This window comes from Pelomonas sp. Root1217 (genome assembly GCF_001425705.1).
In the GTDB taxonomy this organism is placed as follows: domain Bacteria; phylum Pseudomonadota; class Gammaproteobacteria; order Burkholderiales; family Burkholderiaceae_C; genus Pelomonas.
Window position 1 is genome coordinate 584,304 of sequence record NZ_LMDC01000012.1, and the last position, 13,264, is coordinate 597,567.

Annotated in this window: 12 protein-coding genes; 2 read left to right on the plus strand and 10 right to left on the minus strand. The window is 67.7% G+C overall.

Translation table 11 applies throughout. From position 1 onward, the window contains the following. Window positions 1–5: 5 nt before the first annotated feature. The 3 genes from ASC95_RS11655 to ASC95_RS11665 form a co-directional block, all read right to left on the minus strand. A complete protein-coding gene (locus ASC95_RS11655; RefSeq protein WP_057297860.1) occupies window positions 6–3,221 on the minus strand; it encodes an efflux RND transporter permease subunit in 3,216 nt (1,071 codons plus the stop codon). An 80-nt stretch (window positions 3,222–3,301) separates the two neighbouring features. Beyond that, window positions 3,302–4,519 carry an efflux RND transporter periplasmic adaptor subunit gene (locus tag ASC95_RS11660; protein WP_057297861.1) on the minus strand — a complete coding sequence of 406 codons (1,218 nt, stop codon included), beginning with the start codon at window positions 4,517–4,519 and terminating at the stop codon, window positions 3,302–3,304. A gap of 34 nt (window positions 4,520–4,553) precedes the next feature. After that, complete coding sequence (locus tag ASC95_RS11665; protein ID WP_057297862.1) at window positions 4,554–5,339, minus strand: alpha/beta hydrolase fold domain-containing protein; 786 nt, start codon at window positions 5,337–5,339, stop codon at window positions 4,554–4,556. Between the two features lie 83 nt (window positions 5,340–5,422). On the opposite strand from ASC95_RS11665, the gene ASC95_RS11670 reads away from it, so the two are divergent. Beyond that, window positions 5,423–6,358 (plus strand): LysR family transcriptional regulator, encoded by a 936-nt coding sequence (locus tag ASC95_RS11670; protein ID WP_057297863.1) that lies wholly within the window; start codon window positions 5,423–5,425, stop codon window positions 6,356–6,358. A gap of 15 nt (window positions 6,359–6,373) precedes the next feature. On the opposite strand, the gene ASC95_RS30600 is transcribed toward ASC95_RS11670, so the two are convergent. The 7 genes from ASC95_RS30600 to trpE form a co-directional block, all read right to left on the minus strand. Continuing rightward, window positions 6,374–6,532, minus strand: coding sequence for a hypothetical protein (locus ASC95_RS30600; protein WP_157256194.1), 159 nt, complete (start codon window positions 6,530–6,532; stop codon window positions 6,374–6,376). 139 nt (window positions 6,533–6,671) lie between these two features. Next, the gene (locus ASC95_RS11675) at window positions 6,672–7,358 is read right to left on the minus strand and encodes a uracil-DNA glycosylase (protein WP_057297864.1); all 687 of its coding nucleotides are present in this window, start codon (window positions 7,356–7,358) and stop codon (window positions 6,672–6,674) included. Then, window positions 7,355–8,146, minus strand: coding sequence for an indole-3-glycerol phosphate synthase TrpC (gene trpC / locus ASC95_RS11680; protein WP_057297865.1), 792 nt, complete (start codon window positions 8,144–8,146; stop codon window positions 7,355–7,357). The genes ASC95_RS11675 and trpC overlap by 4 nt, the downstream gene beginning before the upstream one ends. Continuing rightward, on the minus strand, window positions 8,143–9,189 hold the full coding sequence (gene trpD / locus ASC95_RS11685) for an anthranilate phosphoribosyltransferase (RefSeq protein WP_057297866.1): 1,047 nt from the start codon (window positions 9,187–9,189) through the stop codon (window positions 8,143–8,145). The genes trpC and trpD overlap by 4 nt, the downstream gene beginning before the upstream one ends. Window positions 9,190–9,194: 5 nt before the next feature. Further along, window positions 9,195–10,247: a low-specificity L-threonine aldolase gene (gene ltaE, locus ASC95_RS11690; protein WP_235537900.1), complete on the minus strand. Its 1,053-nt coding sequence runs from the start codon at window positions 10,245–10,247 to the stop codon at window positions 9,195–9,197. Beyond that, the gene (locus ASC95_RS11695; protein ID WP_057297867.1) at window positions 10,244–10,828 is read right to left on the minus strand and encodes an aminodeoxychorismate/anthranilate synthase component II; all 585 of its coding nucleotides are present in this window, start codon (window positions 10,826–10,828) and stop codon (window positions 10,244–10,246) included. Before ASC95_RS11695 ends, ltaE begins: the two co-directional genes overlap by 4 nt. Next, window positions 10,829–12,328 carry an anthranilate synthase component I gene (gene trpE, locus ASC95_RS11700; RefSeq protein WP_057298353.1) on the minus strand — a complete coding sequence of 500 codons (1,500 nt, stop codon included), beginning with the start codon at window positions 12,326–12,328 and terminating at the stop codon, window positions 10,829–10,831. It abuts the gene before it with no gap. Between the two features lie 272 nt (window positions 12,329–12,600). On the opposite strand from trpE, the gene ASC95_RS11705 reads away from it, so the two are divergent. Next, window positions 12,601–13,203, plus strand: a complete 603-nt coding sequence (locus ASC95_RS11705) for a chalcone isomerase family protein (RefSeq protein ID WP_056191702.1) — start codon at window positions 12,601–12,603, stop codon at window positions 13,201–13,203. Window positions 13,204–13,264 lie beyond the last annotated feature (61 nt).

A 13,264-nucleotide genomic window follows, 5' to 3' on the forward strand; every position in this document is an offset into this window, starting at 1 on the left:
GTTGATCACTTTCCTCGTTGCGGCAGGGCGTCGATGACGGGCTGCGTGGGTGCGGCAGGAGCGGCGATCTGGCCACCGTGGTGGCGCAGCGGTGCATTGCCGGTGACGCGGCGCACGATGACGTAGAACAGCGGCGTCAGGAACAGGCCGAACAGCGTCACGCCGATCATTCCGGCGAACACCGCGATGCCCATGGCCTGGCGCATCTCGGCGCCGGCGCCGGTGGACAGCACCAGGGGCAGCACGCCCATGACGAAGGCCATTGACGTCATCAGGATGGGACGCAGTCTGAGCCGCGCCGCCTCCAGCGCGGCCTGCATCGGCGTTCTGCCGGCGAACTCCAGCTCACGGGCGAACTCGACGATCAGGATGGCGTTCTTCGCGCTCAGGCCCACCAGCACGATGAGGCCGATCTGCGTGAACACGTTGTTGTCGCCATGGCTGAGATACACGCCCGTCATCGCCGCCAACAGGCCCATGGGCACGATGAGCAGGATGGCGATGGGCAGGGTCAGGCTCTCGTACTGCGCGGCCAGTACGAGGAACACCAGCAGGATGGCCAGCGGGAAGACCCACGCACCCGAGTTGCCGGCGATCTTTTCCTGGTAGGTCAGGTCGGTCCACTCGTAACCGATGCCCGGAGGCAGGGTCTCCGCGGCAATGCGCTCGACGGCGGCCTGGGCCTGGCCCGACGAGAAGCCGGGGGCGGCGCCGCCATTGATGTCGGCGGCCAGGAAGCCGTTGTAGCGCAGCGCGCGCTCCGGCCCGAAACTGGGCGTGACCTTCATCAGCGCGGCCAGCGGCACCATCTCGCCGGTGCTCGAGCGCACCTTCAGTGCGCCGATGTCCTCGGCCCGGGCGCGGTAGGCGGCGTCCGCCTGCACGCGGACCGAGTAGGTGCGGCCGAACTTGTTGAAGTCGTTCACATACAGGCTGCCGAGGTAGATCTGCATGGTGTCGAACACGTCCGTCACGGCCACGCCAAGCTGACGCGCCTTGGTGCGGTCGAGGTCGGCGAACAACTGCGGCACATTGACCTGGTAGCTCGAGAACAGGCCGGCGAGCTCTGGCGTCTTGTAGGCCTTGGCCATGAAGCCCTTGAGCGCCTGGTCCATCGCCTCGTAGCCCAGGCCGCCGCGGTCCTGCAGCTGCAGCTTGAAGCCGCCCGTCGTGCCCAGGCCCTGCACGGGCGGCGGCGGGAACATGACGATGAAGGCGTCCTCGATGGCACCGTACTGAGCGTTCAGCTTGCCCGCGATGGCGCCGGCCGACAGGTCCTTGGACTTACGCTCGTCAAAGGGCTTGAGCGTCGCGAACACGATGCCCGAGCTCGAGCTGTTGGTGAAGCCGTTGATCGACAGGCCGGGAAAGGCCACCGCGTGTTCGACACCCGGCGTCTTCAGCGTGATGTCGGTCATGCGGCGGATGACGTCCTCGGTGCGGTCCAGCGTCGCTCCATCAGGCAGCTGGGCGAAGCCGATCAGGTATTGCTTGTCCTGGCCAGGCACGAAGCCGCCGGGCACCGCCTTGAACAGGCCAGCGGTGGCAGCGACCAGCACCAGGTAAACGACCATCATCACGGCCTTGCGCGACATCAGCGTCTTCACGCCGCTGCCGTACTTGGCCGAGCCGCTTGAGAACAGCCGGTTGAAACCGCCGAAGAAGCGGCCCAGCACGGCGTCCATGGCGCGGGTCAGCGCGTCCTTGGGGGCGTCGTGGCTCTTCAGCAGCAGGGCGGCCAGGGCGGGCGACAGGGTCAGCGAGTTGATCGCCGAGATCACCGTCGAGATGGCGATGGTCAGGGCAAACTGCTTGTAGAACTGGCCGGTCAGGCCCGTGATGAAGGCCAGCGGCACGAACACCGAAATCAGCGTCAGCGCGATGGCGATGATGGGGCCTGACACCTCGCGCATGGCGCGGTAGGTGGCCTCGCGCGGCGACAGGCCCGAGGCGATGTTGCGCTCGACGTTCTCGACCACCACGATGGCGTCGTCCACGACGATGCCGATCGCCAGCACCAGGCCGAACAGGCTCAGTGCGTTGATCGAGAAGCCGAAGCCGTGCATGACCGCGAAGGTGCCGATGATGGACACCGGCACGGCCAGCAGCGGGATGATGGAGGCGCGCCAGGTCTGCAGGAACAGGATGACGACCAGCACCACCAGGGCAACGGCTTCCAGCAGCGTGTGGATGACCGACTCGATCGACGCGCGCACGAACTGCGTCGGGTCGTAGACGATGGTGTATTCCACGCCTTCCGGCATGGCCGTCTTCAGGTCTTCCATCGCGGCGCGCACATTGGCCGAGATGTCCAGCGCATTGCCCCCCGGGGCCTGGAAGATGGGCACGGCGACGGCGGACTTGTTGTCCAGCAGCGAGCGCAGCGCGTATTCGCTGGCGCCGAGCTCGACGCGGCCGAGGTCGCGCAGGCGGGTCACGGCACCATTGGCGCCGCTCTTGACGATGATGTCGCCGAACTCCTCGGCCGTTTGCAAGCGGCCCTGTGCGTTGACGGACAGCTGCAGGTCGATTCCCTGCAAGCCGGGCGACGCGCCGACCACGCCGGCCGCGGCCTGCACGTTCTGGCCGCGGATGGCGGTCACGACGTCACTGGCCGACAGGCCGTGCTCGGCGACCTTCTGCGGGTCCAGCCAGACGCGCATCGCGTAGTCGCCCGAACCGAACATCAGCACCTGGCCCACGCCGGGGATGCGGGCGAGGCGGTCCTTGACGTTGAGCAGCGCGTAGTTGCGCAGGTAGGTCATGTCGTAGCGCTCGTTGGGCGAGGTCAGGTGCACGACCATGGTCAGGTCGGGGCTGCTCTTGACCGTCGTCACGCCCAGGCGCTTGACCTCCTCGGGCAGGCGCGCCTCGGCCTGGCTGACGCGGTTCTGCACCAGCTGCTGGGCCTTGTCGGGGTCGGTGCCGAGCTTGAAGCTGACGGTCAGCGTCATCAGGCCGTCAGTCGTCGCCTGGCTGCTCATGTAGAGCATGTCTTCGATGCCGTTGATGGCTTCCTCGAGCGGCGTGGCCACCGTCTCGGCGATGACCTTGGGGTTGGCGCCGGGGTACTGGGCGCGCACGACGACGGACGGCGGCACGACGTCGGGGTATTCCGAGATCGGCAGCGCGCGGATCGACAGCAGGCCGCCGATGAAGATCAGCAGCGACAGCACGCCCGCAAAGATGGGGCGGTCGATGAAGAATTTGGAGAGATTCATGTTTGCTCCAGACAGCACGCCCCCCGCGGGCCGGCTGAACCGGCCCGCAGCACGGGACTGCGGTGGGATTGGGGGCTAGATCAGGAGATCTTTGCGGCAGCTTGCTGGGCGGCCAGTTCGGGTTTGGCGTCCATGGCCACGTCCTTGGGCGCGAGCACCGAACCCGGCCTCACGCGCTGAACGCCGCCGACGACGATGCGCTCGCCGCCCTTGAGGCCACTGGTCACGACGCGCAGGCCGTTGACGTTCGCCCCCAGCGTCACGCCGCGCCACTCGGCCTGGTTGCCCTGGCCGACGACGATGACATAACGCTTGTCCTGGTCGGTGCCGACGGCGCGCTCGTTGACGAGCAGGGCCGGTTCGTTCTTCGCCTGGCCCATGCGCAGCTTGGCGAACTGGCCGGGGATCAGCCCGCCGTCCTTGTTGTCGAACACGGCGCGCACGCGCAGCGTGCCGCTGCGGGCGTCCACCTGGTTGTCGACGAGTTGCAGGCGGCCGGTCTGGCTCTTGTCGCTGCCTGACAGCATCTCGACGGGGATGCGCTCCATGCCCTTGCGCTCAGCGGCGCCGCCAGGCAGCGAGGCCAGGGCCTCACGCACCACCTTCTCGTCGGCATCGAAGCTGGCGTAGATCGGGCTGACCGACACCAGCGTCGTCAGCACCGGTGCACCGGCACCGGCGGCGACGAGGTTGCCCTGTGTCACCTCGATCTTGCCGACCCGGCCGGCCACCGGTGCACGCACCTGGGTGTAGCTCAAGGACAGCTGGGCCGACTGCAGCGCGGCCTGAGCAGCGCGCAGGTTGGCCGCACTTTCACGGGCGGCGTTGTCCTTCTCGTCGAACTCGCGACGGGCCACGGCGCGCTCTTCCAACAGCGATTTGGCGCGCTGTGCCTCGCTGAGCGTGTAGGTGACGCGGGCCTGGGCGGCGGCCACCTGTGCTTCCAGGCGCGCCACCTCGGCCTGGTAGGGCGCGGGGTCGATGGTGACGAGCAGGTCGCCTGCCTTCACGAGGCTGCCCTCGCGGAAATGCACGGCCTGCACGGCACCCGACACGCGGGCCCGCACATCGACGCGCTCCACGGCTTCTAGGCGGCCCGAGAACTCGTTCCAGGCCGAGACATCCTGGCTGACGACTTGAGCGACGGACACCGGCGTCGCCGGTGGCGCCGCGGGAGCGGAGTTGGCCTGGGCCGCGCCCGAGCCGAACTGGGCGAAGCCCACGCCGCCCAGGGCGACGAGTGCGACAGCACCAGCGATCAGGCCGGCACGACGATTGAGACGAGGGGTGGACTGCATTTCTATTTCTCTCCGAAGGTCAATCAGGCAGGGATCAGGCGGGAAGGGACAGCGCGCGGCGGGCCGCCTCACGCAGGAATTCGTGGATGGGATTCAGCGCATAGCCCGGTGCGACGGCGGGCAGCGTCATCTCCTTGGCGGCGCCGCCTTGCTCCCGCAGTGCAATGGCATAGCGGCGCGACTCGTCGCTCAGCGGGTGGCCCGCGGCGCTGAGGATCAGCGCGGGCGCCAGGCCGCTCAGCCGGCTGGCGTTCAGCGGCGCGGCATAGGGGTGGTCGGCGCGCGTGCTGCCGCCCAGATAGGCCTGCCAGCCCTTGGCGTAGTGGCATTCACAGCCGCCGCATTCGCCGTCGCGCATGGAGGCGCTGCCGAGTTGCGGGTCCAGCATGGGCGCAATCAGCAATTGGCCAGCGAGCTTGGGTGCGTGCTGGTCGCGCGCCATCAGCGCGAGCGCTGCGGCGAGGTTGCCGCCCGCTTCCTCGCCGGCAACGAACAGGGCGGTGTGCGGGCTGCCGGTCAGCCTGGCCGGCTTGGCGGCGAGGGCCTGCAGGGCCTCGAAGGCGGCGCTCAGGCCGCTGGGGAAAGGGTGCTCAGGCGCCAGCGGATAGTCCAGCGCGACGACATCGGCGCCCGCGTCGGCGAGCATCTCGCTGCGGGCCCGGCTGGCCTGGAGTGAGCCGTCCGTGAAGCAGCCGCCGTGCAGCCACAGCAGCAGCGCGCGCCCGTCACCGTCCAGCGGCCGGCGTGCCGTGTAGACCTGGGCCACGAGGCCAGGCGCAGGGCCGAGGCGCAAAGTGGCAGGGGAGGCGATCTTGTCCATGGACCGAAAGATAGTGATCAACGGCCTAGGGATAAACGGCCTTGAAAGTGACTCACTTTTCCTTGCCGTGGAACAATGAAGTCATGGACCGACTCAACGCGATGCAAGCCTATGTCCGGGTCGTCGAGGCTGGCACCTTCACCAAGGCGGCCGACTCGCTGGACCTGCCCAAGGCCACCGTCACGCGCCTGATCCAGACGCTGGAAGGCCATCTGCGCACCAAGCTGCTGAACCGCACGACGCGGCGCGTGACGGTGACGCCCGACGGTGCCGCCTACTACGAGCGCGCCATGCGCCTGCTGGGCGACCTGGAGGAGCTGGAAGGCAGCATGAACCAGGCCCGGGTGACGCCGCGGGGCCGAATCCGCATCGACGTGCCGGGTGTGGTGGGCCGGGAAATGATCATTCCCCACCTGCCGGACTTCTACGCCAAGTACCCCGACATCCAGATCGAACTCGGCGTCAGCGATCGCACGGTGGACCTGATCAGCGACAACATCGACTGCGTGATCCGTGGCGGCGAGTTGACCGACCAGAGCCTGGTCGCGCGGCGCATCGGCGAATTCCGCTTCATCACCTGCGCGACGCCTGAATACCTGCGCCGCCACGGCACGCCGGCCCATCCGCTGGAGCTGATGCAGGCGCCGCATCGCATGGTGGGCTATTTCTCGGCGCGCAGCGGCAAGGTCATGCCAGACACCTTCCGCCGCGGCGAGGAAGAGGTGGAGGTGGCGGGCAACCACATCCTGGCGGTGAACGATGCGAATGCCTATCTCAATGCCGGCCTGGCCCACCTGGGCGTCGTGCAGGTGACCTGCTTCATGGCCGGCCCGCTGCTCAAGAGCGGCGAACTGGTGCGGGTGCTGGAAGAATGGGATGCCGACCCGGTGCCGGTCTATGTCGTCTACCCGCCCAACCGCCATCTCAGCAGCAAGCTGCGGGTGTTCGTCGACTGGGTCGTCGAGCTGATCGGTCGCGAGGCGATGGGCGGGCTGAAGCTGCGCTGTACGACGAGCTGAGGGCAGTTTTGCCGCTTAGGCCTCGTCGGCCGCGCTGCTGGCGACCACGGCCGCCGGACCGAAGTCTTCGGCCGACGGGGCTGGGGCACTGATAGCCAGCAACATGCCCGCCGCCAGCGCTGCGACAGCCGTCGCGGCGGTGATCAGCGTGGAGATGGATCGGGTGTTGTTCATGGTGACTCTCCTGGTCGACCACCGCCGAGCGGGGTGTGCCGATAGGTTGTCACTGTAGGAATTGCGCGCCGCGAGAAAAAGCGGGGCAGAGAGAACGGCGAGTTGCTGCCAGCGGAACAATCCGCGGCTTGAAAACCGGTCAGCTCTTGCGCGGCGCGCCCCGCCCGCGCTCCTCCAGCCAGGTTTTGGCCGTCGAGAAATGCCCGCAACCGATGAAAGGCCGCGGCGGCTTCAGTGCCGACAGCGGCGAGGGGTGGTTGGCCTTCAGCACCAGATGGTCCTGCCGTGCCGCCTCGATCAGCGGCGCCTTGGCCTGGGCGTAGCTGCCCCAGAGCATGAAGACCTTCGGCGCTGCGTCCTCAGCTGCCGCCTTGATGAGGGCGTCGGTCAGCACTTCCCAGCCGCGGTTGGCGTGGCTGGCGGGCTGGCCGTCTTCCACGGTCAGCACCGCGTTCAGCAGCAGCGTGCCACCCTTGGCCCAATTGACGAGACTGCCGTGCTTGGGCCGCGGCACGCCGAGATCGCGCTCTATCTCCTTGAAGATGTTCAGCAGGCTGGGTGGCGGCCGCACGCCTTCGGCGACGCTGAAGCACAGACCCTCGGCCTGGCCGGGGCCGTGGTACGGGTCCTGGCCGAGGATGACGACCCGGGTTGCGCTGAGCGGTGTCAGCGTCAGCGCGCGCAGCGGCTCGGGCGGATAGATGGTGGCGCCGGCCGCGACCCGTTCCGCCAGGAAGGCCTGCAGCCGTTGGCCGGCGGGTGAGGCGGCCCAGGCTTCGACGACGGGGCGCCAGTCGGTGTCGGGAATCTCGAGCGGGAGCTTCATCCGAACAAGTTTGCCAGCGCCTGGCCCGGGTCGGGCGCGCGCATGAAGGCCTCGCCGACGAGGAAGGCGTTGACGTTCGCCTCGCGCATGCGCTTCACGTCCGCCGCGCCGAGGATGCCGGATTCGGTCACCAGCAGCTTGTCGGCCGGCACGCGCGGCAGCAGGGAGAGCGTCGTGTCCAGCGTCACGTCGAAGGTGCGCAGGTTGCGGTTGTTGATGCCCACCAGCGGCGTCTTCAACTTGAGCGCGCGGTCGAGTTCCTCGCCGTCGTGCACCTCAACGAGCACGTCCAGCCCCAGCGCATGCGCGGCAGCTTCAAGATCGGCCATCTGTGAGTCGGCCAGGCAGGCGGCGATCAGCAGGATGCAGTCGGCGCCCATCGCACCGGCTTCCATGACTTGGTACTCGTCCACCATGAAGTCCTTGCGCAGCACCGGCAGCTCGCAGGCGGCGCGGGCTTCGCGCAGATAGGCGGCCGAGCCCTGGAAGAAGCGCTCGTCGGTCAGCACACTCAGGCAGGCCGCACCGTTGCGGGCATAACTCTCGGCGATTAGCCCGGGCTTGAAGTCCTCGCGCAGCACGCCCTTGCTGGGGCTGGCCTTCTTGATCTCGGCAATGACGGCGGCGTGGCCGGCGGCGATGGTGGCGCGCAGCGAACGCTCGAACCCCAGACGCTCACCCTTGCGAGCCTCTGCCTCCTCACGCTGTGAGGCCAGCGAGCGCTTGAGCTTGGCCGTCGCGATCTCTTCCCACTTGACCTCGACGATGCGTTTGAGAATATCGCTCACGCCTTACCTCCGAGGGCCTGGGTCTGCTTGACGAAGCCATCCAGCTTGGCACGTGCCGCGCCGCTGTCCAGCGCCGCGCGGGCGCGGGCGATGCCTTCTGCCAGCGTCGGCGCCACGTTGGCGGCGTACAGCGTCGCGCCGGCGTTCAGCAGCACGATGTCGCGCGCTGGGCCGGGCTTGCCATCGAGCACGCCGACCAGCATCTCGCGCGACTGTTCCGGGTTTTCGACCTTGAGGCTGCGGTTGCTGGCCATGGCCATGCCGAAGTCCTCGGGATGGATCTCGTACTCGCGCACGGCGCCATCCTTGAGCTCGCCGACCAGCGTCGTTGCGCCCAGCGAAATCTCGTCCATGCCGTCCTTGCCGTAGACGACGAGGGCGTGCTCGGCGCCCAGGCGCTGCAGCACGCGCACCTGGATGCCGACGAGGTCGGGGTGGAAGACGCCCATCAGGATGTTGGGCGCGCCGGCCGGGTTGGTCAGCGGGCCCAGGATGTTGAAGATGGTGCGCACGCCGAGCTCGCGGCGCACCGGCGCGATGTTCTTCATCGCCGGGTGGTGGTTGGGCGCGAACATGAAGCCGATGCCGCACTCGTCCAGGCAGGCGGCCACGGCGCGCGGGCTGAGCTGGATGTTCGCGCCCAGGGCCTCCAGCACATCGGCGCTGCCGGTCTTGCTGCTCACACTCCGGTTGCCATGCTTGGCCACCTGGGCGCCGGCTGCCGCTGCGACGAACATCGAGCAGGTGGAGATGTTGAAGCTGTGCGCGCCATCACCACCGGTGCCGACGACGTCGACGAGATGCGGCAGCGGCCCAATCTCATGCAAGGGCACCTTGTTGCTCAACTCGCGCATGACCTGCGCAGCGGCAGTGATCTCGCCGATGGTTTCCTTCTTCACGCGCAGGCCGGTCAGCAGCGCTGCCGAAATGACGGGCGACATCTCGCCGGCCATGATGCGGCGCATCAGCGTCAGCATCTCGTCGTGGAAGATCTCGCGATGCTCGATGACGCGGGTCAGGGCTTCGGTGTCGGTGATGGCCATGGTGGTCAGGCTTTCTCGAAGAATTCGCGGGCGGCGGCCAGGGCGTGGTCGATACCGGCGGCGTCGACATCCAGATGGGTCACGAAGCGCAGACCGATCAGCCCCGTGGCCAGCACGCCGCGCGACTTCAGATGCTCAAGCAGGGCCGGCGTGCGGCCGTCGCTGACCTGGGCGAAGACGATATTCGTCTGCGGTGGCGTGACCGTGACACCCGGCAAGGCGGCCAACCCCTCGGCCAGGCGTTTGGCCAGTGCGTGGTCATCGGCCAGGCGCGCGACATGGTGGGTCAGCGCATGGTCGGCCGCGGCCGCCAGCAGGCCGACCTGGCGCAGACCGCCGCCCACCATCTTGCGGACGCGGTGGGCGCGGGCGATCAGCTCGCGCGAGCCCACCAGCATGGAGCCGATGGGCGCGCCCAGGCCCTTGCTGAAGCACAGCGACACCGAGTCGAAGGGACGGGCCAGGTCCGCCACGCTGCGTCCCGTGGCGACCGCGGCGTTGAAGAGGCGGGCGCCGTCCAGGTGCGTGGCCAGGCCACGCGTGTGAGCCAGTTCGCAGGCGGCGTTGGTGTACTGCGTGGACAGCACGTTGCCGCTCCAGGTGTTCTCCAGCGCCAGCAGCCGCGTGCGTGCGAAGTGCGGATCGTCGGGCTTGATGGCGGCGGCGATGTCTTCGAGCCGGATCGTGCCGTCGGGCTGGTTGGGCAGGGGCTGGGGCTGGATGCTGCCCAGCACTGCGGCGCCGCCGCCTTCGTAGCGGTAGGTGTGGGCCAACTGGCCGACGATGTACTCGTCGCCACGGCCGCAGTGGGCCAGCAGGGCGCAGAGGTTGCTCTGCGTGCCGCTTGGCATGAAGAGGGCGGCCTCCTTGCCGAGCAGGGCGGCGACGCGCTCCTGCAGCGCATTGACGGTGGGGTCGTCGCCGAAGACGTCGTCGCCGACTTGTGCCGCCTTGATCGCCTCCAGCATGGCCGGCGTCGGCCGGGTGACGGTGTCGCTGCGCAGATCCACGACCATGCCGGTCGCCGCACCGCTGGAGGAAGGTGCGTAGTCACTCATGCCTTCAACTCCAGGAAGTTGCGCAGCATCGCATGCCCATGCTCGCTGAGGATGGACTCGGGGTGGAACTGCACGCCTTCCAGCGGGGTGGCCGTGCCGGCCAGTTCGCGGTGGCGCACGCCCATGATTTCGCCATCTTCGCTGCGCGACGTGATCTCCAGCACCGGCGGGCAGGTCGCTTCCTCGATGACGAGGGAGTGGTAGCGGATCACCGAGAAATCCTTGGGCAGGCCGGTGTAGACGCCGCGCTGGTCGGTCGTGATCGTGCTGGCCTTGCCGTGCATCTGGCGCTGGGCCCGGATGATCTTGCCGCCCAGGGCCTGGCCCATGGACTGGTGGCCCAGGCACACGCCCAGCAGCGGCTTCTTGCCGATGAAATGCTGGATGGCCTCCACGCAGACGCCGGCCTCATTGGGAGTGCAGGGACCGGGCGAGAAGACGATGTGGGCGGGGTCCAGCGCCGCCATCTCCGCCACGGTGATCTCGTCGTTGCGCACCACCTTCACGTCGGCGCCCAGTTCACCGAAGTACTGGACGAGGTTGAAGGTGAAGCTGTCGTAGTTGTCGATCATCAGCAGCATTTAGAAGCCCTCCTCGACGAGTTCGGCGGCGCGCAGCAAAGCGCGCGCCTTCGCCTCTGTCTCTTGCCATTCCAGCTCAGGCACTGAATCCGCCACAACCCCGGCCGCCGCCTGCACGTACAGCATGCCGTTCTTGATGATGCCGGTGCGGATGGCGATCGCCAGGTCCATGTCGCCGGCAAAGCTCAGGTAGCCGCAGGCGCCGCCGTAGATACCGCGCTGCACGGGCTCCAGTTCGTCGATGAGCTCCATGGCCCGCACCTTGGGCGCACCGGTCAGCGTACCGGCGGGGAAGGTGGCCTTGAGCACGTCCAGCTGGCCGACCTCGGGCCGCAGCACGCCTTCGACGTTGGACACGATGTGCATCACATGCGAGTAGCGCTCGATGGCGAAGGACTGCGTCACCTTGACGCTGCCGACGCGGGCGATGCGGCCGATGTCGTTGCGCGCCAGGTCGATCAGCATCAGGTGCTCGGCGCGCTCCTTGGGGTCGGCCTGCAGCTCGGCTTCCAGTTCCAGGTCGCGCTCCACCGTCGAGCCGCGTGGGCGCGTGCCGGCCAGCGGGCGGATCGTGACCTTGCGGCTGCCCTTGCCTTCACTGTCCACGGCATGCTCCTCGCGCACGAGGATCTCGGGGCTGGCGCCGACGATCTGGAAGTCTCCCAGGTCGTAGAAGTACATGTAGGGGCTGGGGTTCAGTGCCCGCAGCGCCCGGTACAGCGCGATCGGCTCGGCCTTGTAGGGCTTGGAGATGCGCTGGCCCACCTGCACCTGCATCAGGTCGCCGGCGGCGATGTAATCCTTGGCCTTGGCCACGGCGGCCAGGTAGTCGGCCTTGGCGAAGCCACGTGTGACCGGATGCGACTCGCCACGCGGCACGCGCGGCACGCTCACCGAATAGGTCAGCTTGTCGCGCAGCTGCGAGAGCTTCTTCTTGGCGCGGAAATAGGCCTCGGGCTGGCGCGGATCGGCCCAGACGATGAGATACAGGCGGCCGGACAGGTTGTCGATGACGGCGACCTCCTCGGACAGCAGCAGCAGGATGTCCGGCGTGCCCAGGCTCTCGCCCGCGTGATCGCGGTCCAGGCGCTTCTCGATGGCGCGCACCGCCTCGTAGCCGAAGTAGCCCGCCAGACCACCGCAGAAGCGCGGCAGACCCGTCGGGATCTTGGGCTTGATGCGTTCCTGGTAGGCGGCGATGAAGTCCAGCGGGTTGCCTTCGTGCGTCTCGATGATGGCGCCGTCGGTCAGCACCTCGCAATGCTGCCCCGTTGCGCGGATCAGCGTGCGGGCCGGCAGGCCGATGAAGGAGTAGCGCCCGAAGCGCTCGCCGCCGACGACGGACTCCAGCAGAAAGCTGTTGCGGCCCTGGCCGGAGCCAGAGCACAGCTTGAGGTAGAGGGACAGCGGGGTTTCGAGATCCGCAAAGGCCTCGCTGATCAGCGGGATGCGGTTGTAGCCCTCGGCAGCGAGGCTCTGGAATTCGAGTTCGGTGATCACGGTCAAACCTTGAAAAGACAGTTTTCAGGGCTTGGCGTGCAGCCCGGTGGAGAACGGGCAACGCGAGAAAAAGCGCGTCAGGGCGCGCCAAGCAGCATCAGTCGGCGGCGAACCAGCGACGCCAGGGCCAGGCTCCCCGGTCGCTCGACCCCGTGATGTACTTCCGCGTGATGAACATGATCGGATCAGTGTATCAGCGGGTCTTTGGGCCTGACACGCCATACTTCGGCTCACGAAGATGCCGCCATCGCGGCACAGCAACGGAGCGAGACATGCGCGCATTCATCGTCGCGGCCCTGGTAGCCGTGGGCAGTCTGAGCGGGGGGAGCGCCTGGGCCGAGACGGTCGAGGTGGCCAACGTGAAGTACGAGACGGCCATGGACCTGGCGGGCCAGAAGCTGGTGCTCAACGGCGCCGGCGTGCGCTACAAGTTTGTCGTCAAGGTCTACACGGCGGGGCTGTACCTGACCCACAAGGTCAGCACGACGCCCGAGGTGCTCGCAGCGCCTGGCCCCAAGCGCATCCACATCCAGATGCTGCGCGAGATCGACGGCAACGAACTCGGCAAGCTCTTCACCAAGGGCATGGAAGCCAATGCGCCGCGTGATGAGTTCGTCAAGTCCATCAATGGCGTGCTCAAGTTGAGTGAAGTCTTCGCCAGCCGCAAGCAGCTCAACAGCGGCGACAACTTCACGGTCGACTATGTACCCGGGCTCGGGTCGACGCTGCTGGTCAACGGCAAGTCGCTGTTGAGCGAGCCGATCAAGGAGCCCGAGTTCTTCACCGCGCTGCTGCGCATCTGGCTGGGCGACAAGCCGGCCGACGATGCGCTGAAAGAAGCCCTGCTGGGCATCAAGCGCGAACGCCGCCGCTGAAACGGAGCCCCGGGCCGGCTTGGTGAACTGGAGTCGGACACAAGCAGTCCCTGCGGACTGC